This is a genomic window from Sphingopyxis fribergensis, from assembly GCF_000803645.1.
GTDB lineage: Bacteria > Pseudomonadota > Alphaproteobacteria > Sphingomonadales > Sphingomonadaceae > Sphingopyxis > Sphingopyxis fribergensis.
Window position 1 is genome coordinate 949,263 of sequence record NZ_CP009122.1, and the last position, 19,777, is coordinate 969,039.

Annotated in this window: 19 protein-coding genes; 6 read left to right on the top strand and 13 right to left on the bottom strand. The window is 64.6% G+C overall.

Annotation, left to right across the window (positions count from 1 at the left end):
• Positions 1-2: 2 nt before the first annotated feature.
• The gene (locus SKP52_RS04425; protein ID WP_039572191.1) at positions 3-797 is read right to left on the bottom strand and encodes a Rossmann-fold NAD(P)-binding domain-containing protein; all 795 of its coding nucleotides are present in this window, start codon (positions 795-797) and stop codon (positions 3-5) included.
• A 46-nt stretch (positions 798-843) separates the two neighbouring features.
• Between SKP52_RS04425 and pepN the strand changes: the two genes are divergently transcribed.
• Positions 844-3,435 carry an aminopeptidase N gene (gene pepN / locus SKP52_RS04430; RefSeq protein ID WP_039572193.1) on the top strand — a complete coding sequence of 864 codons (2,592 nt, stop codon included), beginning with the start codon at positions 844-846 and terminating at the stop codon, positions 3,433-3,435.
• A gap of 167 nt (positions 3,436-3,602) precedes the next feature.
• On the opposite strand, the gene SKP52_RS04435 is transcribed toward pepN, so the two are convergent.
• The 5 genes from SKP52_RS04435 to SKP52_RS04455 form a co-directional block, all read right to left on the bottom strand.
• Entirely contained in the window at positions 3,603-3,923 is a 321-nt protein-coding gene (locus SKP52_RS04435) for a DMT family transporter (protein WP_039572195.1), read from the bottom strand.
• A gap of 135 nt (positions 3,924-4,058) precedes the next feature.
• Positions 4,059-4,658 carry an ABC-type transport auxiliary lipoprotein family protein gene (locus SKP52_RS04440; RefSeq protein WP_039572197.1) on the bottom strand — a complete coding sequence of 200 codons (600 nt, stop codon included), beginning with the start codon at positions 4,656-4,658 and terminating at the stop codon, positions 4,059-4,061.
• Between the two features lie 11 nt (positions 4,659-4,669).
• A complete protein-coding gene (locus SKP52_RS04445; protein ID WP_039572199.1) occupies positions 4,670-5,611 on the bottom strand; it encodes an MlaD family protein in 942 nt (313 codons plus the stop codon).
• 9 nt (positions 5,612-5,620) lie between these two features.
• Positions 5,621-6,475 carry an ABC transporter ATP-binding protein gene (locus tag SKP52_RS04450; RefSeq protein ID WP_039572201.1) on the bottom strand — a complete coding sequence of 285 codons (855 nt, stop codon included), beginning with the start codon at positions 6,473-6,475 and terminating at the stop codon, positions 5,621-5,623.
• Positions 6,475-7,581, bottom strand: coding sequence for an ABC transporter permease (locus tag SKP52_RS04455; protein ID WP_039572202.1), 1,107 nt, complete (start codon positions 7,579-7,581; stop codon positions 6,475-6,477). The genes SKP52_RS04450 and SKP52_RS04455 overlap by 1 nt, the downstream gene beginning before the upstream one ends.
• Positions 7,582-7,683: 102 nt before the next feature.
• Between SKP52_RS04455 and SKP52_RS04460 the strand changes: the two genes are divergently transcribed.
• Positions 7,684-8,409 (top strand): HAD family hydrolase, encoded by a 726-nt coding sequence (locus tag SKP52_RS04460; RefSeq protein WP_187337282.1) that lies wholly within the window; start codon positions 7,684-7,686, stop codon positions 8,407-8,409.
• On the opposite strand, the gene SKP52_RS04465 is transcribed toward SKP52_RS04460, so the two are convergent.
• The 6 genes from SKP52_RS04465 to lgt all read right to left on the bottom strand — a co-directional run bounded on the left by SKP52_RS04465 (position 8,406) and on the right by lgt (position 14,518).
• Positions 8,406-9,698 (bottom strand): cystathionine gamma-synthase family protein, encoded by a 1,293-nt coding sequence (locus SKP52_RS04465; RefSeq protein WP_052207806.1) that lies wholly within the window; start codon positions 9,696-9,698, stop codon positions 8,406-8,408. The genes SKP52_RS04460 and SKP52_RS04465 overlap by 4 nt on opposite strands.
• 84 nt (positions 9,699-9,782) lie before the next feature.
• On the bottom strand, positions 9,783-11,189 hold the full coding sequence (locus SKP52_RS04470) for an SLC13 family permease (RefSeq protein WP_039572205.1): 1,407 nt from the start codon (positions 11,187-11,189) through the stop codon (positions 9,783-9,785).
• Positions 11,190-11,309: 120 nt separating this feature from the next.
• Entirely contained in the window at positions 11,310-12,071 is a 762-nt protein-coding gene (gene pgeF, locus SKP52_RS04475; protein WP_039572208.1) for a peptidoglycan editing factor PgeF, read from the bottom strand.
• Complete coding sequence (locus SKP52_RS04480; protein ID WP_039572211.1) at positions 12,068-12,586, bottom strand: GNAT family N-acetyltransferase; 519 nt, start codon at positions 12,584-12,586, stop codon at positions 12,068-12,070. The genes pgeF and SKP52_RS04480 overlap by 4 nt, the downstream gene beginning before the upstream one ends.
• Entirely contained in the window at positions 12,583-13,650 is a 1,068-nt protein-coding gene (locus SKP52_RS04485; protein WP_039572215.1) for a class I SAM-dependent methyltransferase, read from the bottom strand. The genes SKP52_RS04480 and SKP52_RS04485 overlap by 4 nt, the downstream gene beginning before the upstream one ends.
• Positions 13,643-14,518: a prolipoprotein diacylglyceryl transferase gene (lgt, locus tag SKP52_RS04490; protein WP_039572218.1), complete on the bottom strand. Its 876-nt coding sequence runs from the start codon at positions 14,516-14,518 to the stop codon at positions 13,643-13,645. The genes SKP52_RS04485 and lgt overlap by 8 nt, the downstream gene beginning before the upstream one ends.
• Positions 14,519-14,595: 77 nt before the next feature.
• On the opposite strand from lgt, the gene SKP52_RS04495 reads away from it, so the two are divergent.
• Genes SKP52_RS04495 through SKP52_RS04510 form a run of 4 tightly spaced genes read left to right on the top strand, consistent with a single transcriptional unit; the run spans position 14,596 to position 19,242 of the window.
• Complete coding sequence (locus tag SKP52_RS04495; protein WP_039572219.1) at positions 14,596-16,302, top strand: class I adenylate-forming enzyme family protein; 1,707 nt, start codon at positions 14,596-14,598, stop codon at positions 16,300-16,302.
• Positions 16,303-16,332: 30 nt separating this feature from the next.
• Positions 16,333-17,187 (top strand): cytochrome b/b6 domain-containing protein, encoded by an 855-nt coding sequence (locus SKP52_RS04500; protein ID WP_039572221.1) that lies wholly within the window; start codon positions 16,333-16,335, stop codon positions 17,185-17,187.
• Positions 17,184-17,963 (top strand): molybdopterin-dependent oxidoreductase, encoded by a 780-nt coding sequence (locus SKP52_RS04505; protein ID WP_039572223.1) that lies wholly within the window; start codon positions 17,184-17,186, stop codon positions 17,961-17,963. Before SKP52_RS04500 ends, SKP52_RS04505 begins: the two co-directional genes overlap by 4 nt.
• A 40-nt stretch (positions 17,964-18,003) precedes the next feature.
• Positions 18,004-19,242 (top strand): SAM-dependent methyltransferase, encoded by a 1,239-nt coding sequence (locus SKP52_RS04510; RefSeq protein ID WP_039572225.1) that lies wholly within the window; start codon positions 18,004-18,006, stop codon positions 19,240-19,242.
• On the opposite strand, the gene SKP52_RS04515 is transcribed toward SKP52_RS04510, so the two are convergent.
• Positions 19,230-19,667: a DUF1801 domain-containing protein gene (locus SKP52_RS04515; protein WP_039572226.1), complete on the bottom strand. Its 438-nt coding sequence runs from the start codon at positions 19,665-19,667 to the stop codon at positions 19,230-19,232. The genes SKP52_RS04510 and SKP52_RS04515 overlap by 13 nt on opposite strands.
• Between the last annotated feature and the right edge of the window lie 110 nt (positions 19,668-19,777).

The following is a 19,777-nucleotide window of genomic DNA, read 5'->3' on the forward strand; positions in this document are numbered from 1 at the left end:
TCCTAAGCCGCGCAGCTCGCCAACCCCTCCCGAAACGTCGGATAACGCGGACACCAGCCCAGCAATCGTGTCGCCTTGCCGTTCGCGACACGGCGATTCTCGGCATAAAAGGCGCGCGCGGCGGGCGAGAGGCCGGCTTCTTCCAGCGATTGCAGCGGTGGCGGCGCGACGCCCAACATCGCACAGCCCCATTCGACCAGCTTATTCTGGTGGCAAGGCTCGTCGTCGGCCAGATTATAGACGCCCGCCGCTCCCCTGAACGACGCAATCACCCCGCCCGCGATGTCATCGACATGGACGCGGCTGAAAACCTGTTCGGGCAGGTTGATGCGGTGCGCGCGGCCCTCGGCTATTCGGTCGAGGATGGAGCGACCCGGACCGTAAATGCCGGGAAGGCGAAAGATGCGGACGTCGCTGCGGAGCGCGGCCCAGGCCGCATCGGCGGCGTTGCGGTCGGCGCGGCGGCCCTTGATTGTCGCGCTTTCGTCGACCCATGCGCCGCCCGCGTCGCCATAGACGCCGGTCGAGGACAGATAGCCCACCCATCCCGACGGGGCGAGCGCGATTGCTTCGCTATAGCGGGTGAGCACCGGATCGCCGCCGCCCGATGGGGGCACGGATGACAGGATATGCGTCGCGGTTCGCAGCGCGGCCAGCACCGCGCCGTCGTCGCCGAAAGCAATGCTGCCATCGCGCCCGTCGCGCGTCGTGCCTGCCACCTCCCAGCCGCGCGCGCGCAGGCGGTCGGCGAGGTGGCTCGCGGCATAGCCCATTCCGAAAATCAGCATCTGTCCCATCGCGCGCCTTATTGCGCGTGCGCGCCGCTATGCCTAGATCGAACAGATGACCGATGCCTCCTCAACCCCCGCCATCCCCGTCACCGTTCACCGGAGCGACTATCGCGCGCCCGATTGGTCTATCCCCGACATCGCGCTTGATTTCGCGCTGGGGATCGATGCCACGAAGGTCGGCGCAGTTCTGTCGGTGGTGCGCGATATCGATGCGCCCGTGCCGCTGTTGCTGCGCGGCGATGGGCTGACCCCGGCGGCGGTGCGCGTCGATGGCGAAGTGTGGAACGACTGGCGCATGGAGGGCAGCGACCTGATCGTCGACCTGGGTGAACGCGTCGCGGCGACGGTCGAGATCGATACGGTGATCGACCCGGCTTCGAACACCCAGCTTTCGGGGCTCTACGCATCGGGCGGGCTGCTCTGCACCCAGTGCGAGGCCGAGGGATTTCGCCGCATCACCTTCCACCCCGACCGTCCCGACGTGCTCAGCCGCTACAAGGTGCGGATGCAGGGCGACAAGGCGGCGTTCCCGATCCTGCTGTCGAACGGGAATTGCATCGACCAGGGCGAAGCGGGAAGCGATCATTGGGCATTGTGGGAGGACCCGTGGCCGAAACCCTCCTATCTGTTCGCGCTCGTCGCCGGCGATCTTGTCGTCAACCGCGACAGCTTCACGACGATGTCGGGGCGCGAGGTCGAGCTGGGCATCTGGGTCCGCGATGGCGACGTCGATCGCACCGGCCATGCGATGCAGGCGCTCAAGGACAGCATGGCGTGGGACGAGCGCGTCTATGGCCGCGAATATGACCTCGACCTGTTCAACATCGTCGCGGTCAGCGACTTCAACATGGGGGCGATGGAGAATAAGGGTCTCAACATCTTCAACACCCGCTACATCCTCGCCGATCCCGACACCGCGACCGACGTCGATTATGACGGGGTCGAGGGCGTCGTCGCGCACGAATATTTCCACAATTGGTCGGGCAATCGCGTCACCTGCCGCGACTGGTTCCAGCTGAGCCTGAAGGAAGGCTTCACCGTCTTTCGCGACCAGAGCTTTTCGGCCGATATGGGATCGCCGGCGGTCAAGCGGATCGAGGATGTTCGCCTGCTCCGCGCCGCGCAATTTCCCGAGGATGCGGGTCCGCTTGCGCACCCGATTCGCCCCGACAGCTTTCAGGAAATCTCGAACTTCTACACCGCGACCATTTATAACAAGGGCGCCGAGATCATCCGCATGATGGCGACGATGGTCGGCCCCGAACGTTTCCGTAAAGGCACCGACCTCTATTTCGACCGCCACGACGGCGAGGCGGCGACTTGCGAGGATTTCGTCAAGGCGATCGAGGATGGCGCGGGCATCGACCTTGGGCAATTCCGCCGCTGGTACGAGCAGGCAGGTACGCCGCGGCTCAAACTGTCGCTCGCCGAAGAGGGCGGCCACTGGTCGCTCGATATCGTGCAGACGGTGCCGCCGACGCCCGGCCAGCCCGAGAAGCAGCCGATGATGATGCCGCTGCGCCTTGCGGCGTTTGCGACGGACGGCAGCGGCGACGCCCTCGCCGACACGCTGGTCATGGTGACCGGCGCGACCCAGCGCATCGCGCTCGGGACATTTGCGGCGCGCCCGGCGCTGTCGGTCAACCGCGGCTTTTCGGCGCCGATCATCGTCGATTTCGAACGCGGTCCGGGCGAACTCGCGTGGCTTGCGGCGCATGACGACGATCCGTTCGCGCGGTATGAGGCGTTGCAGCAGTTGATGCTTGATACGCTCGTTGCCGCCGTGTCGGGCAAGGCGGGCGACAATCGGGCGGTCATCGACGCGGTCGGACAGACGCTTGAGGGCGCGGCCAGCGATCCGGCGTTCGTCGCGGAAGCCGTGCTGCTGCCGAGCGAAGCCTTCATCGGCGACCAGATGGTCACCGTGGACCCCGATGCGATCCGCCGCGAACGGCTCGCGCTGCAGGCCACGATCGGCGCCGCGCTCGAAACGAAATGGCGCGCGGTTCTTGCGGGCAAGGCGCCGCCCGCGACCGACCTGTCGCGCAAGGCAAAGGGCGGCCGCCGCCTGCGCGGCGTTGCGCTCGCCTATCTCGCGGCAACCGGAGCGGACGATGCCTCCGCGCTCGCGTTCCGCATCTTCTCCGATGCCGACGGGATGACTGAGCGGCAGGCGGCGCTCGCGACGCTCGCGCATGGGGACAGCGACGAGCGCATCGCCGCGCTCGACATCTTCTATCAGCGTTACCGCGACAATCCGCTCGTGCTCGACAAATGGTTCCAGGTGCAGGCGTGGTCGCTGCGTGCCGACACCCTCGATGCAGTCAAGGAACTCGCGCAGCACCCAGATTTCACGTTGGCGAACCCGAATCGCGTGCGCTCGCTCTACGGCGCGTTGACCGGCAATCAGGCGGCGTTCCATCAAGCCGATGGTGAGGGGTATCGGTTGATTGCCGACCTCGTTATCGCGCTCGACCCGAAAAATCCGCAGACCGCTGCCAAGATGATCCCGCCCCTCGGCCGCTGGAAACGCTTCGACGACGCGCGCGCCGCGATGATGCGCGCCGAACTCGAACGCATCCTCGCGCGGCCCGGCCTATCGCGCGATGTGACCGAGCAGGCATCGAAAAGCTTGCTTGGCTGATGTTGGTTTTGGGGTGGAGAGCGGACATCCCCACATTCGCCATTCCCGCGAAAGCGGGAACCCAGGGGCTAGGCCAGCCGACGGACGCTCTGGGTCCCCGCTTTCGCGGGGATGACGAAGTATTAGAATGGAGCGACAGCTATTGGTCGCCAGCGGACATCGCTGCCTTAACTCGTCGAAAATAGCTTGGTCCCGGCGACCCCGATCACGATCAGCGCCATGAAGCCGATCTGTACCGCATTCACCTTCTCGCCGAACCAGAAGATGCCGCCGATGATGACACCCACCGCACCAAGGCCGGTCCAGATCGCATAGGCGGTGCCGGCCGAAATGCCGCGCATCGCGAAGGCGAGCAGCGCCATATTGAGGAAGCTCAGCGAGATCGGCACGATCGATGCCTGCCAGGTCCCGAGCGTCGCAGCCCATTTGAGGCTGAGCGCCCAGATGATTTCGGTAACAACGGCGATCGCGAGGATGACCCACGCCATATATATAGTCCTTTCAAGCCAGCGGGCTCGAAAGGAAAGGCGCAGCCGGAAACCCGGAAGAGGCTGCGCAGACGAAGGCGATATGATGCGGCGCCCTCTAGGCGCATCGGCACGAAATGGCAATTCCTAGGCGGACTAGCCCCCCAGCCACCCCGTAACATCGACGGCGACCTTGTTCGCCGCGCGGGTCAGAGCCTCGCCGACGGGTTTCGCCTCGACCTTGCCGCCGATCGCCTCGCGCGCTTCAAAGCGGCGCTGCGTCACCGACTTGCCGCCCGCCGACACCAGCATCGCCTGATAGACGACGACGACCTCGTTGGTGGCAGCGTCGACGCCGAACTCCATCAGCTGTCCCGCGAGCTGTTCGCCCGGCGCGGTCAGATATTGCCCCTCGTCGAGCACGACGCGCGTCGTGCGCGCCGACACGGTTTCGGACACCAGCCGCTGGAACAGGCGCGAGGGCGCCTCGACCCATTGCGCATCCTTCACATAGGTGACGCTCGATCCGTCCTGCTGCACCGGGATGCGCGTCGTGCGCAGTTTCTGCGGGGCGGTAGGGATAAGGATCGTCAGCGTCGCCGCATCGGCTGCGGTACGCGCGCCGCCAGCCGTCGGTGTGGCCTCGGCGTCGAGCGACAGCAGGAAGGGCGGGGTCTTGCCGCCAAGGCCAATGCAGCCCGACAGCGAGACGGCAGCAGCAGCGACGAGCAACGGAGCGCGGAGGCGGCGGATCATGGGTTTCGTCCTTATTCTCTATAGTCGGGCAGCTTGCTGCCGCCGAGGACTGCGCCGGCGCCTTGCTGGTCGAGCTTGTCGGTCAGGCTGGACAGCGAGGCAGAGGTACGGCGCAGGTCGCGGATCAGCGCATTGGCTTCGGGGATCGTCGTTTCGCTGAAGGTCTTGAGCCCCGGCCGCGCGTCGCTGATCGCGCCTTCCAGCGTAGCCATCGACGCATTGGCCGATTTCAGGGTATCGCGCAGGTTCGCCATCGCGGGGTCTACGTTGCGGTCGATCGTGCCCTGCGCCGACGCCGCCAGATTGCCGACCTGCTCGGCGGCGTTGCCCGCCTGCTGGATCGCGATGCGGGTATCGGCGAGCGCGCGTTCGAGCGCCGGTCCATTGCGCGCGAGCGTCGCAGTGGTTGTCTCGACATTGGCCAGTATCTTGGCAAAGCTTTCCTGGTTCTTGTCGTCGGCGAGTTCGGCGAGGCGTTCGCTCAGCGTCGACAGGCGCTGGAGCAATTGCGGCGCGGTGTTCAGCAGTTCGCCGAGACCGCCGACGCGTGTCGGGATGACGGGCTTGCCCGCGGGCCCCTTGTCGGCGATCGGCGGCGCGCCCTTGACCGCGCCGTCGAGCGAGATCTGCGACACGCCGGTAAAGCCGACGCCTTCGAGCGCGGCGGTCGTGCCCTGCAGCACGGGGACGCCCTCGTTCACCTCGATCCGGACGCGAACGAATTGCGGGTCTTCGGGCCACAGCGCGATTTCGCGCACCTGGCCTGCGGGCACGCCCGAGAATTGCACCTGCGCGCCCTTGTTCAATCCGTCGACCGACTGTTTGAAGAATATGTCATATTCGCGCTTGTCGCCGCCGCTGTCGTTCGCCAGCCAGACGACGAAAAACGCCAGCGCCGCCGTGAAGAAGAGGACAAAAGCGCCGACGAGGACGTTGTTTGAGCGAGTTTCCATCAGCTGTTCCTATCGCCGCTTCGCGGTTTGGTTCCCGCCCGCCGCAGCGCGGCCCCGCGGCCCGTTGAAATAATCCTGAATCCAGGGATGCTCGGTGGCAAGCAGCTCCGGGATGGTGCCGACCGCGATCACCTTCTTCTCGGCCAAGACGGCCACCCGGTCGCAGGTGGCGTAAAGCGAGTCGAGGTCGTGGGTGATGAGGAAGACGGTGAGGCCCATCGTGTCGGCGAGCTCGCGAATGAGCTCATCGAACTTCGCCGCACCGATTGGGTCGAGCCCCGCTGTCGGCTCGTCGAGAAAGAGCAGCGCAGGGTCGAGCGCGAGTGCGCGCGCGAGGCCGGCACGCTTTACCATGCCGCCCGACAGTTCGGCGGGATATTTGGGGCCGGCATCGGGGGGCAGGCCGACCATCGCCACCTTGTACGCGGCGATCTCGTCGAGCAGTCTCTGGTCGAGCCGCGGATAATATTCGCGCAGCGGAACCTGGATATTTTCGGCGACGCTCAGCGTCGAGAAAAGCGCGCCGCCCTGGAACATCACGCCCCAGCGCCGACGCAGGTCGCGCGATTCCTCTTCGTTGGCGATCGTGTCGAGGGTCTTGCCATAAACCTCGATCTCGCCCGCGGTCGGGGTTTGCAGCCCAATGATCGACCGCATCAGCACCGACTTGCCGGTGCCCGATCCACCGACCACGCCCAGGATTTCGCCCGAGCGGACGTCGAGATTGAGATCCTCGTGAACCACGGCATCGCCGAACTGGTTCTTGAGGTTCCGGATGCAGATAGCGCGCTCGAATTTTTCAGGGCGCACCGCATCGGCCGCCGCAAGCTCTTGCTCGATGTCCTGTTCAATTTCCGCGGCCATCAATTCCATCCCAGTGTCGAGAAGAAGACGGCGAACATCGCATCGAGGACGATGACGAGGAAGATTGCGGCGACGACCGCCGATGTCGTGCGCTGCCCCACCTCTTCGGCGTTCTGGCGCACCTGCATCCCTTCGTAACAGCCGGTGACCCCGATCAGGATACCGAACACCGGCGCCTTGATCAGCATGATGTAAAAATCGGTCATCGGAATGATTTCGCGTAGCCGCTGGATATAGGTGAGCGGCGGGATGTCGAGTCCGACCCAGACAAAGGCGCCGCCGCCCGCGATCGCGCACAGACTGGCATAGAAACCGAGCAGCGGCATGGTGATCGTCGACGCGGCGACGCGCGGCAGCACGATCGCCTCCATGGGCGACACGCCGATCGTGCGCATCGCGTCGATCTCTTCGGTCAGCTTCATCGTCCCGATCTGTGCAGCGAATGCCGAGCCCGAGCGGCCCGCGACCATGATTGCGGTCATCAGCAGGCCCAGCTCGCGGATTGAGGCGCGGCCGACGAGGTTGATCGTAAACACTTCCAGCCCGAATTGTTCTAGCTGCACCGCGCCCTGCTGCGCGATGACGATCCCGATGAGGAAGCTCATCAGACCGATTATCGGCAGGGCGTCGACGCCGACCGTCTGGAACCGCGTGATGACGGCGTTCCAGCGGAGGCGGCGTCGCGCACGAATCTGGATGCCTAGCGCCACGATCATCGCACCGAAAAAGCCGACGATGCCCAACAGTTCGTGCCAGATCGCAACGCTGGCGGTGCCGACCTGTTCGAGCATGCGCGCCCATACCGGGCGGCGGTCGCGATGGACGCGATATTCGCTCTTGTCGCTCGCGAGCGCTTCGAGCAGGCGCTCCGCATCCGCGCTCGCGCCGACGACCTTCGATCCATGTTCGTTGACGGTGCGCGTCACGATCCACGCGCCGACGGTGTCGATCCGTTCGAGCGCCGACAGGTCGAGTGTCGCGATCGGGCCCAGCGCATCGAGGCGCGCGGGAACGTCCCCGAGACGCGCCAGTGTCAGTCGTCCTGTGAAGCGAACTTCGGCGCCATCGGCACCGTCGCTATATTCGAAATCCGCCCTGGCCACCATCGTGTGGGGGACATTGTATTATTTGCCGGACCACGGCAAGCAAATCCATAGTCTAGCTTGTCAGGTCTTGGCCGACATGCCCGCCCCTACTAAAGATAGGGCATGGATGACCCCCTCGCCACAGCGATCCCCGACTATGCGCACCGTGTCGCGATGTACGACATGGACAGGACGATAACGCGTTCAGGGACTTACAGCGGGTTCCTGATGCATGTTGCGCAGCGGCGTCAGCAATGGCGGCTGTTGCTGTTGCCGCTCGTCGGGCTCGCCGGCGCCGCCTATTCGCTGCGCTTGATCGACCGGTCGCGCTTGAAGGCGATCAACCTGCGGCTGCTTGTCGGCAAGCGGTTTCGCCGGACTGAAATCGCACCGCTCGCGGAGAGCTATGCCGACAAGGTCGTCGCGCGCGGGCTGCATCCCGCGGCGCTCGACCAGATCGCCGCCGACCGCGAAGCAGGATACCGGCTGCTCCTCGCGACCGCGTCGTTCCACCTTTATGTCGACGCGATCGCGCGGCGGCTGGGGATCGACGATGTGCTCGCGACCCGGCTCGACGAACCCGATGGCACCGATCATATCCATGCGCGGCTGGCGGGTGACAATTGCTATGGCGACGCCAAGTTCGCGCGGATCGACGGCTGGATGGCTGCCAACGCCATCACGCGCGACGTGGCGCATATCCGAGCTTACTCGGATCATGTATCCGACCACCCGATGCTGCATTTCGCCGACGAGGCGGTGGCAACCACGCCGTCGCGAAAGCTCAAGCGGCTTGCACCGCAAATGGGCTGGCAGGTCGTCGACTGGCGCGCACGGCGCGGTCGTTAGACCGCGTCCAAAGCCTGCGCGAAGTCGGCGATCAGATCGTCGGGATCCTCGATGCCGATCGATACGCGCACCAGATTGTCGGTGATGCCGAGCGCCTGCTTGCGCTCGATGGGAACAGACAGATGCGTCATCGCCGCGGGATGGCTGGCGAGCGTCTCGGTGCCGCCCAGGCTGACCGCTAGCTTCGCGATTTTCAGCGCATCGAGGAAGCGGAAACTCTCTTCCTCGCCGCCCTTTATGAACAGCGAGAAGGTCGATCCTGCGCCCGTGCAATGGCGGTCGAAGATGTCCTTCTGGCGCGCGTCCTGAATGAAGCCGAGATAGCCAAGCCCGTCTACCTTCGGATGATCGCGAAGGAAGGTGCAGACCTTCAGCGCATTTTCGCCCGCGCGGGTCATTCTGAGTTCGAGCGTTTCGAGACTGCGGAGCAACATCCACGCGGTGTTGGGGTCGCAGATCGTGCCGATCGTGTTGCGCATCGGGCGGATGATGTTGAGCAATTTCTGGTCGCCCGACACGCCGCCCGCGACGAGGTCCGAATGACCGCCGGCATATTTGGTGAGACTGTAGACGACGAGTTCGGCGCCCTGGCGGATCGGCTTTTGCCATAGCGGGCCGAGGAAGGTGTTGTCGATCGCGATCGGCGGCTGTTGTTCGCCCGGAAAAGCGGCGTCGCGCGCGCCGCGCACGGCCTCGACATCGACGAGCGCGTTGGTCGGATTCGCCGGGCTTTCGAGATAGACGAGCGCGACCTTGCCGCCCTTTTCGTCGGCGAGCGTCTTGGCGCGCGCCAGAATATCGTCGATTTCTTCGCGCGTCGCGCCGGCATGGAAGTCGAGGAAGCTCACGCCGAAGCGCGACAGGATGCGCGCGATCAGCGATTCGGTCGCGGCATAAAGCGGGCCCGAATGGACGATCACGTCATTCTGGCTCACCAGCGCGAGGAGCAATGTCGCGATCGCCGACATGCCGCTTGAAAAGACGAGGCTGTCGTCGGCGCCGTCCCAGACTGCGAGGCGATCTTCGAGGATTTCCTGGTTCGGGCCGTTGAAACGCGAATAGACAAGGCCGTCGGCGGGCCCTTCGCGCTTGCCGGTGATATGTTCGAAGAAACGCTTGCCCGCCGCGGCGCTTTCGAAGGCGAAGGTTGAGGTCAGGAAGATCGGCGGCTTCAGCGAGCCTTCGGACAGCACCGGATCATAGCCGAGTCCCATCATCAGCGTCGCGGGGCTGAGGTCGCGATCGCCGATTTTCTTGGTGTTCGTCTTGGGTTTGCCGCGCATGGCCATGGGGGTGCTCCTGATGATGTTCGGTCCCTGTATAGCACGCCGGTTTCGTTTGAAACTATATTGCGCGGCAGTGCTGGACGCTTTCTACGCCAGCCATGCGATCGCCCAGATGACGCCAATCAGCAGCGGCACGCCGAGGATGTCGAGCGCAAGCCCCGCTTTCAATATGCGCGGCAGCGCGATGTGATCGGTCGCCCAGGCAAGCGCATTGGGCCCGGTGCCCGATGGCAGCATGAACCCCCAGCTCGCCGCCATCGCGACGGGCAGGGCGAGGAGGACGGGGTCGGCGCCCGTCGCGGCGATCAGCGCGGCGAGTACGGGCATGATGCCGCTCGCCGTCGCGACATTGCTCGCAAATTCGGTGATCAGGATAGTGAGCGCAACGATGATCGCCGCGAGCAGGATCGTCGGGATATCGCCGAGCGGGGCGAGCACCGCGCCCAGCCATGCGGCAAGCCCGCTGGCGGTGATCGCGGCGGCGAGCGCCAGCCCGCCGCCGAACATCATGATGACGCCCCACGGCGCGCGGTCGGCCTCTTTCCAGACGAGAAGCGGTCGCCCGGTGCCGTCGGGCAGGACAAAAAGCAGCAGGCTTCCGGCCACCGCGATGGTTCCGTCGGTGAGCGCCCCTTTGGGTAGGAAGGGCTCCAGCCACGGTTGCGCGATCCACGCTAGCAGGACGAGCAGGAAGACGGGGACGACGCGGCGCTCGGCGGTCGACCAGATAGCCTGTTTGCCGAGCGCCGAGGCGGCGGCCTGACCGTCGAAGGGATGCGCGGCGAGTCGCTGGACGCGGGCGACGACGATCATCGCTGCCGGGGTTGCCAGAAGAACGACCGGAATGCCGTAAATGGCCCAGTCGAGAAACGAGATGCGCAGATCCAGCGCCTTTTCGATCAGGCCCGCGGCGATGGCGTTGGTGGGGCTGCCCACGAGGGTGCCCAGCCCGCCGATCGACGCGGCAAAGGCGATGCCCATCATGACCGCGCCGGCAAAACCCTCGGTCTCGCCTTCGCGGACGCCGCCAGCGCGCACCACGGCAAGCGCGATCGGGATCATGATCAGCGTCGTCGAGGTATTCGATATGAACATGCTGAGCAGCGCGGTTGCCGCCATGAAGGCAAAGAGCAGGCCGGTCGCGGTCGGCGCTGCGCGTTTGAGCAAGGCGAGCGCGAGGCGGCGATGCAGCCCGACGCGCTCGATCGCGAGCGCAAGGAAAGCGCCGCCAAGGATCAGGAACAGGATCGGCGAATAATATTCCTTCGCGATCGCATTCGCGTCCATCACGCCAAAGGCGGGCACGGTAAGGAAGGGGAGGAGCGCGGTGACGGTGAGCGGCAGCGCCTCGGTCATCCACCAGATCGCCATCAAGACGGTTAGCGCCGCAACATGCCATGCGGTCGCTTGCATTCCCGCGGGCGCGGGCAGCAAAAGCATGACGCAGAAGACGGCAAGCCCACCGATCAGCCCGAACCAGCGCGTGCGCGTCATCCTTCCCCCTCTTCCGTCCCAGTCACCTCGTCATCCCGGCGAAGGCCGGGATCTCACCCTGGCGAAATGACACACCGGCGAGATACCGGCCTCCGCCGGGATGACAGGAGGAATGTGCCTCTACGCCAGCCCGATCACCGACAATTGGCGGCCATAGGAATTTTCCCCTTTGTGGCACGCGCGGCGATAGCTGAAATAATCCTGGCTCTCGGCATAGGTGTCCTGCCCGCCGATGGCAATTCGGGTGACGCCCGCCGCGGCTAGGCGCGCGGCGACATAGGCGGCGATGTCGAACATCGCATGACCGGGCCTGCCCGCGGCGAAGAAATGTTCGTTCGCAGGATCGTCGGTGACGAAGCGTTCCACGAAACCTTCGTCGACCTCATAGGAGGCGCGGCCGATGCACGGGCCGATCGCGACGGCGATGCGCGCGCGGCGCGCGCCCAGGCTTTCCATCGCATCGAGTGTCGCGTCGGTGACGCCCGCAATCGCGCCTTTCCACCCCGCGTGTGCCGCGCCGACGACACCGGCTTCGCGGTCGGCGAACAGCACCGGAACGCAATCGGCGGTCAATATGCCGAGCAATATGCCGGGCGTGCGCGTCGCGAATGCGTCGGCCTCGGGGCGCGCAGCAAGGTCGGTGTCGCCATCGACGATTACGCAGTGATGGCTGTGGACTTGATACAATCCGGTCAGCGCCGCGCCGGGAAGCACCCCGTCGGCCACGCGCCGCCGGTTCTCTGCAATCAGCGCCGGATCGTCGCCCGAACCGAGGCCGCAGTTGAGCGAAGCAAGCGCGCCGGCCGATACCCCGCCGCGCCGCCCAAAGAATCCGTGCGGGATAGGCGCGAGCGACGCGGCGCTTTCGAACGGAGCGGTCACAGGTCGAGCCGGAAAATGCGGTCTTCGTCGATATGGTTGCCGACGCGGAAAGCGTTGCGGCCGACATCGACGAAGCCATAGCGGCGGTAAAACGCCTGCGCGCGCGGATTTTCGGTAAAGACCGAGAGGTAGAGGATCGAAGCGCGTTCGCGCGCCCAGGCAATGCCCCAGTCAGTCAGCGCCGCGGCGACGCCGGTGCCCTTCGCGGCTTCGCCGACATAGAGCTGATGGAGTTCGGTTGCATCGTCTGCGGGCTGGCCTTCGGGCAGGACGAAATCGATCGGCCCCATCTTGATGAAGCCGGTGATCGCGCCCGCGTCGTCATGGGCAAGGGCAATCGCCCAGGCGGGGTCGGCGATTTGCGCGCGCAACCGTTCGGGCGGGTTCCAGCCGGCGAGGAAGCTCGCAAGGTCATCGGGATGATAGATATGGCCGAAAGTGTGGGTGAAAGATGTGCTGGCGAACAAGGTCAGTTCGCCGACATCTTCATCGCGCGCGAGGGTGATGATCGTCATGTCGCTGCCTTTGCCCCAAAAGCTTCGGGTCGCGGCCAGCCGGGGGCGGTGGCGGCCATGACCTTGAACAAATCGCCCATCGCCCGCGGTTCGACAAGCCGGTCGCGCTGCGATGCAAGTTCGTCGGCACGTTCGGGTGTGGCGTCCGCGAGTGATTTGAATCGCGCGTCGATGCCGAGCGCCCGAAGCCATGCGCCCTGAGCGCACGGCCCCGCGATCTTGACGCCGGCGCTTCTCGCCGCATCCGCCAGCGCGGTAAAGTCGACATGCGCGGTCAGGTCGACCTCGCCGGGATCGGCGAAGGGGTCGGCGAACCGGTGCGCCTTCACCGCCTGCAACGTGTCGCCCGCGGCGGGGCCGGCATAGCCATAGTCGATCACCAGCATCGCGCCCCCCTGCCGCGCAAGGCGAAAGGCGCATCGCTGCATGATCGCCGCCGACACGGGGGTGGTTTCGACGATGCTCCCCACGCCGCTGCTCCGCAGCATCTCGGGGATATGGTCGTCGGTCGGAATATCACCCGGCACGGCGACCGGCTTTCCGCCACTGCGTTCGACCATGCGTTCGCGCCAGCCCGCCGCGGTCCGCACATATTGGTGGATGGGCAGCGCGTCGAAAAACTCGTTCGCGACGATGATCAGCGGCGCATCGTCGGGGATCGCATCGACCTCGTCATGATGCTGCGCCGCGGGCATGCACGCAAGCTGCGCCGCGCGCAGTGTCGGGCTTGTTTCGACCAGATGGACGCCCGCGGGTTCGCAGCCAAAGCGCGCCATTGTCCGCAGCGCATCGACGGCGAGCGTGCCGCGGCCGGGGCCAAGCTCGACATAGCGGAAGGCCGGGCGCCCAGCGCGGCTCCACAGGTCGGCGATCCAGATGCCGACCATTTCGCCGAACATCTGGCTGATTTCGGGCGCAGTGGTGAAATCGCCCGCCGCGCCGAGCGGATCGCGCGTAGCATAATAATGCGCGTTCGCCGCCGCCATATAGTCGGCGATCGTGACCGGCCGGGCGGCCGCGATTGCGCTGATCAATTCGTCGGGTGTCGGCGGGCCGTCACGCAATGCTGTCGGTTCCGGCTATCGGCTCGACTCGCTGGCGGCGTCCTTTCGCGGTCGCGACGAGCCATGCGCCGGCGAGCAGCATCGGGATGGTCAGCGTCTGCCCCATCGTCAGGCCCCACGACAAGGTGCCAAGCTGGACATCGGGTTCGCGCACGAACTCGACCGCAAAGCGGCTGAGGCCATAGATGATCGCGGCGAGGCCAAACAGGAAGCCGGGCTTGTAGCGCGCATCGGTGCGCCAGAAGAAAAAGGCGAGAATCGCCATCATCACGATCCCTTCGAGGCCCGCTTCGTACAGCTGGCTCGGGTGGCGCGGGTCCATCGTGCCGCTGCCCGGAAAGATGATTGCCCAAGGAACGGTGGTTGCGCGGCCCCATAGCTCGCCGTTCACAAAATTGGCGAGTCGGCCGAAGAACAGCCCGAAGGGCACGACGCACGCAATATAGTCGCAGAAACGCAGAAAACTCAGCTTTTCCTTGCGCGTCACATACCAGATCGCGATCAGCACGCCGATCACCCCGCCATGCAGCGACATCCCGCCGTCCCACAATTTGAAGATCTCCAGCGGCTTCGCGATATAATTGCCGAGGTTATAGAACAGCACATAGCCGAGCCGCCCGCCAAGGATGATCCCGAGCATCGCATAGAAAATAATGTCGTCGGCGTGGCGCCGCGCCATCGGGGCGCCGGGCTGTGCGATCAGCCTCAGCAGATACCAATAACCGACGAAAATCCCGGCGAGATAGGCGAGCGCATACCAGCGGATCGGCAGACCGAAGACGCTGAACGCGATCTCGGAGTTCTCACCCATCAGATCGTGAAAGTTCACATATTGCGTTGCTTCGGCTAAGGTTGCAAAAAGAAACATATAGTCGCGCGGTCCTTCCCCAGGAGAGGCCTCCCCATAAGGGGTAAGGCGAGCGAGACCAAGAGGAGAGATGAAAGATGCCATCAGCGCTCGATTTGCGCCTGGAAGCCGCCTATAATCTGATCACCGGTCCGGGCGGACCGATCCAGGTCGGGTCCGTCGAACGCTTCGGCCATCAGCTTCCCTTCATCACCAACGCGCCGACCAACCTTGCCGACTATGTCGCGTTCTTTGCGATGCAGCATGGCGATGCGACCTTCCTCGTCGAAGGCGACGAGCGGCTGTCGTTCAAGCAGGTCTATATGGCGGCGCGGCAGGTCGCGGCCGGGCTGGTCGAGGGGCATGGCGTCCAGCGCGGTGATCGCGTCGGGCTCGCGATGCGCAACGCCAACGCCTGGTGCGTGTCCTATATCGGCATCCTGATGGCGGGTGGCTGCGCGACCTTGCTCAACGGCTGGTGGCAGGGCGGCGAACTCGCCGCGGGCATCCTCGACAGCGAGGCGAAGCTCGTCATTGCCGACGCCCAGCGCGCGGCGCGGCTCGAAGAGGTCGAGCATGGCGCGAAGGTCATCACGCTCGACCTGACGCAGCCGATCGATCAGGCGATCGCGCCGATCACTGGCGCGGGCGGTAGCGCGGCGACGGTGCTGCCGGTGCTGACCGGACAGGATCTCGCGACGATCCTTTTCACCTCGGGCTCGACCGGTCAGTCGAAGGGGGCCTATTCGCGCCACGAGGCGGTGGTGCAGGCGATCTTCAACTATGTCACGCAGACCGCGAGCATCGTCCACCTGCTGACCGAAGACGGGCAGATGTCGGACATCCAGCCCGCGACCCTGATCTGCACGCCGTTGTTCCATGTCACCGCCGAAATCCCGGTCTTCCTGCAAAGCTTGGCGCTCGGACGCAAACTGGTGCTGATGCCGAAATGGAACGCCGATGAGGCGATGCGGCTGATCCAGGACGAAAAGTGCAATTATTTCGTCGGTGTGCCGCTGATGAGCTATGAAATCCTCACCAGCCCGAACCGCAAGAATTACGACCTGTCGACGTGCAAAAGCTACGCCGGCGGCGGCGCGCCGCGTCCGCCCGAGCATGTTCGGCGCCTTGCGACGGAAATGGGCGAGGCGAAGCCCTTGCTTGGTTACGGCCTGACCGAAACCAATGCCGTGGGCTGCGGCATCATCAACGAAAATTATGTCGCCAAGCCGATGTCGACCGGCCCGGCGTCAAAGCCGCTGGTCGATCTGGCGATCCTCGACGACAATGGCGAACCAGTGCCGCAGGGCGGCGTCGGCGAAGTCTGCATCCGTTCGGTCGCCAATTTCGAAGGCTATTGGAACAATGAGGCGGCGACCAAAGCGGCCTTTTTCGACAATGGCTATTTCCGCTCGGGCGACCTCGGATATCTCGACGAGGATGGATATCTGTTCATCGTCGACCGCAAGAAGGACATCATCATCCGCGGTGGCGAAAATATCAGCTGCCAGGAAGTCGAGGCCGCGATCTATGAGCATGCCGAGGTCAATGAATGCGCGGTGTTCGGGCTGCCCGACGAGCGGCTGGGCGAGTGCGTCGGGGCGGTCGTGTGGGTGAAACCCGGCAGCAGCGTGACGGCCGAGGATCTATGCTCCTTCCTAAGCGCGCGCCTCGCGCCCTATAAGGTGCCTTGCCAGATCTGGATGTCGAACGATGCACTGCCCAAACTTGGCAGCGAAAAGATCGACAAGGTGAGCTTGCGCAATCAATATCGCGAGGAATATGCAGCGAAGGTTGTCGTGTAACCAAATGGCTTGAAGGAGCGAATAGGGATCATGGCCGAGGCTGAAACTCCCGTCGCTCCAGCAAAAAGCGCAGCGCCGCCTGTGCGCGTCTATCGCCACCGGCTGCCCATCCGCATCTGGCATTGGGTGAATGCCGCCACGCTGCTCGTCCTGTTGATGAGCGGGCTTATGATCTTCAACGCGCATCCGCGGCTTTATTGGGGCGACTATGGCGCCAATTTCGATCGAGCGTGGCTGGTGATCGGCTCGACGCCCGACAACGGCTATTTGCGCCTCGGCGATTATCGGATCGATACGACGGGCGTGCTCGGCCGCTGGACCGATGCGGAGGGCGAAGAAAAGACCTGGGCTTTTCCCGGCTGGGCGACGATTCCGACCAGCTACAGCCTTGCCGACGGGCGGCGCTGGCATTTGCTGTTCGCGTGGGTGCTTTCGATCGGGCTTACGCTCTATATGCTCTGGACGCTGGTCGGCGGTCATTTGCGGAAGGATTTGCACGTCCGCGGCGCCGAATGGTCGCCGCGCCATATCTGGCACGATGTGAAGGAGCATGCGCGGCTGCGCTTTCCGCGCGGCGAAGCGGCTGCGCGCTACGGCATCCTCCAGAAACTAAGCTATATCGGGGTGATTTTCGTCGCGCTGCCGCTGATGATCGCAACGGGGCTCACCATGTCGCCCGGAATGAACGCGGCATGGCCGTGGTTGCTCGATGTTTTGGGCGGGCGGCAATCGGCGCGCTCGATCCATTTCATCACCGCCTGGGCTCTCGTCGCCTTTTTCCTCGTCCATATCGCGATGGTGCTGCTCGCCGGGCCGGTCAATGAGCTGCGCTCGATGGCGACCGGCTGGTTCCGTCTGCCGCCCGAGCGGGAGGAGGGCGCATGAGCCAGATCATGCTGCCGCGGCGCCAGCTCATCGCGCGCGCCGGCGGGCTGGTCGCCGCGGCGGGCACGCTGCCGCTGCTCGCGGGCTGCGATGCGATCAACGACGCGCCGGCGGTGCGCAAGATCTTGTCGATGGGCGAGGAGATGAACCGCGCCAGCCAGCGCGCGCTGATGGACAGGAACGCGCTCGCCCGCGAGTTCGGCCGCGCCGACCTTTCGCCCTATTTCCGTCCCAACGGCACGCGCCTGCCGGCCGGGGCCGCCTATGCCGCGCACGCCGCGAGCGGCTTTGCCGACTGGCGCGTCAAAGTGACGGGGCTCGTCGCGCGGCCGCTATCCTTGTCGATGACGGACATACGCGCGATGCCGCAGCGCACCCAGATTACCCGCCACGATTGCGTCGAAGGCTGGAGCGCGATCGGTCAGTGGACCGGGCCGCCGCTCAGCCGCATCCTCGCCGCCGCGGGGGTAAAGGACAGCGCGCGCTATATCGTCTTCCGCTGCGCCGACCGGCTTGGCGATGCGCTCTATTATGAAAGCTGCGACATGATCGATGCGCTGCATCCGCAGACGATCATGGCCTGGGCGCTGAATGACGCTCTGCTCCCGATCGCCAATGGCGCGCCGCTCCGCCTGCGCATCGAACGCCAACTCGGCTACAAGCACGCCAAATATGTGAATGCGATCGAGGCGGTGGCGAGCCTCGATCAAATCGGCGCAGGCAAAGGCGGCTATTGGGAAGATCGCATCGATTATGAATGGTATGCGGGAATTTGACTTGAACCTTTTCGCGATTCAAATATTCGGTCCATAAAATATGTCTATCCTGCGTTCGTTTCTCTCCCGGGTCATTCATCAGGGGCGGCTGACCGTCGTCGCGCCCGATGGTATGCGCGAGGAATATGGGCAGCCGGCACCCGGTTTCCCCGACGTCACGATCCGCTTCACCAGCCGCCGGGGGATGCGCCGCATCATCCTCGACCCGCGGCTGGGCGCCGCCGAGGCGTTCATGGACGGCGAGATGGAGCTCGCCGAGGGCGACATCATGGACCTGATCGGCCTGATCCGCATGAACACGCCGTGGGACCGCGGCGCGACGCTCAAGGACAAGACGTGGCTCGGCAAGCGTGCGGAGTGGGTCAAGACGCGGCTCGGCTCGATCAACCGTCAGCGCCGGTCGCGTGCGAACGTCAAGCATCACTACGACATAGGCAACGACCTCTATCGCCTCTTTCTCGACGACGACATGCAATATAGCTGCGCATACTGGTCGCGGCCCGACATGACGCTGGAAGAAGCGCAGATCGCGAAAAAGGCGCATATCGCCGCCAAGCTGGCGCTGAGGCCCGGGCAGCGCGTGCTCGATATCGGCTGCGGCTGGGGCGGCATGGCGATCACGCTCGCCAAGCTCGAACAGGTCGAGGTTCTCGGCATAACCCTGTCGGAAGAACAGCTCGCGCTCGCCCGTCAGCGTGCCGAAGCCGCCGGGGTCGCCGATCGGGTGAAATTCGAGCTGATCGACTATCGCGACCTCGCGGCGCGCGAGCCGGGACGATTTGATCGCATCGTCTCGGTCGGCATGTTCGAGCATGTCGGCGCGCCCAATTTCGATACCTTCTTCCGCGCCGCCGCCAATCTGATGACCGCCGACGGCGTGATGCTGCTCCACACGATCGGGCGTTTCGGCCGGCCGGGGTCGACCGATGCCTTCACGCGCAAATATATCTTCCCGGGCGGGTATATCCCCGCGCTCAGCGAAACGGTGGCGGCGAGCGAGAAGAGTCGGCTGATTGTCACCGATGTCGAGACGCTGCGGCTGCATTACGCGCTGACACTGCGCGAATGGTATGCGCGCACATTGGCGCATGAGGCGGAGATCGTCGCCATGATGGGCGAGCGCTTCTTCCGTATGTGGTGCTTCTACCTCGCCGGCGCGACCGCGGCGTTCGAGAGCGGCGGGATGGGCAATTATCAGATTCAGTTCGCGCGCAGCCGCCACGCATTGCCGCTCACGCGCGACTATATGGGCGAGGCAGAAGATCGTTATTCGGGATAATATTCGTTCATGCTGTCCCAGCTGAGTATGATGAGCTTCTCCAGCACCTCAAGATCGATATCGGCGAGCTTGTTGACATAAAGGCATGATTTGCCGGTCTTATATTTACCGAGCTTGGCGAACAGCGCGTCGGCCTCGTCCTGCCGGTTACAATAATTGCCCATCAGATAGAGCGTCATAGCGGCCTTTCGCGGGCTGAACCCGGCGCGGCACATCGTCCCTGAATGGCCGCTGTCGTACAGATAGTCATAGCTGCCATAGCCGATGATCGACGGGCCCCACATCTTTGGATCCAAGCCGGTGACGCGGCGGTGGATCGCGTCGACGATGACGGCTTCCTCGCGCCGTTTTTCGTTCGGGACCGCAGCGATGAAATCGGCCACCGACACTTCGGTTGCCTTGGTCTTGATCTCGGTTTTGGCCATGATCGTCTCCCTCGGGCCGTCGTAGCTGCGCGCGGCGCATTTTCCAATTGGCCGTGCCGCGACGCGATGTGTGCCGCGCACGGCGCCGCCAAGCCAGTTGCACCTTTGGC

What these genes read in the sequence shown, in the direction of transcription:
- SKP52_RS04455 (WP_039572202.1), bottom strand. Translation starts at nt 7,581, where the DNA reads ATGGTGGCCAGGGCGGATTTCGAATATAGCGACGGTGCCGATGGCGCC.
- SKP52_RS04465 (WP_052207806.1), bottom strand. Translation starts at nt 9,698, where the DNA reads ATGGCCATGCGCGGCAAACCCAAGACGAACACCAAGAAAATCGGCGAT.
- SKP52_RS04505 (WP_039572223.1), top strand. Translation starts at nt 17,184, where the DNA reads ATGAGCCAGATCATGCTGCCGCGGCGCCAGCTCATCGCGCGCGCCGGC.
- lgt (WP_039572218.1), bottom strand. Translation starts at nt 14,518, where the DNA reads ATGTTTCTTTTTGCAACCTTAGCCGAAGCAACGCAATATGTGAACTTT.
- pepN (WP_039572193.1), top strand. Translation starts at nt 844, where the DNA reads ATGACCGATGCCTCCTCAACCCCCGCCATCCCCGTCACCGTTCACCGG.
- SKP52_RS04510 (WP_039572225.1), top strand. Translation starts at nt 18,004, where the DNA reads ATGTCTATCCTGCGTTCGTTTCTCTCCCGGGTCATTCATCAGGGGCGG.
- SKP52_RS04515 (WP_039572226.1), bottom strand. Translation starts at nt 19,667, where the DNA reads ATGGCCAAAACCGAGATCAAGACCAAGGCAACCGAAGTGTCGGTGGCC.
- SKP52_RS04450 (WP_039572201.1), bottom strand. Translation starts at nt 6,475, where the DNA reads ATGGCCGCGGAAATTGAACAGGACATCGAGCAAGAGCTTGCGGCGGCC.
- SKP52_RS04495 (WP_039572219.1), top strand. Translation starts at nt 14,596, where the DNA reads ATGCCATCAGCGCTCGATTTGCGCCTGGAAGCCGCCTATAATCTGATC.
- SKP52_RS04480 (WP_039572211.1), bottom strand. Translation starts at nt 12,586, where the DNA reads ATGACGATCATCACCCTCGCGCGCGATGAAGATGTCGGCGAACTGACC.
- SKP52_RS04435 (WP_039572195.1), bottom strand. Translation starts at nt 3,923, where the DNA reads ATGGCGTGGGTCATCCTCGCGATCGCCGTTGTTACCGAAATCATCTGG.
- SKP52_RS04470 (WP_039572205.1), bottom strand. Translation starts at nt 11,189, where the DNA reads ATGACGCGCACGCGCTGGTTCGGGCTGATCGGTGGGCTTGCCGTCTTC.
- SKP52_RS04425 (WP_039572191.1), bottom strand. Translation starts at nt 797, where the DNA reads ATGGGACAGATGCTGATTTTCGGAATGGGCTATGCCGCGAGCCACCTC.
- SKP52_RS04500 (WP_039572221.1), top strand. Translation starts at nt 16,333, where the DNA reads ATGGCCGAGGCTGAAACTCCCGTCGCTCCAGCAAAAAGCGCAGCGCCG.
- SKP52_RS04460 (WP_187337282.1), top strand. Translation starts at nt 7,684, where the DNA reads ATGGATGACCCCCTCGCCACAGCGATCCCCGACTATGCGCACCGTGTC.
- SKP52_RS04440 (WP_039572197.1), bottom strand. Translation starts at nt 4,658, where the DNA reads ATGATCCGCCGCCTCCGCGCTCCGTTGCTCGTCGCTGCTGCTGCCGTC.
- SKP52_RS04445 (WP_039572199.1), bottom strand. Translation starts at nt 5,611, where the DNA reads ATGGAAACTCGCTCAAACAACGTCCTCGTCGGCGCTTTTGTCCTCTTC.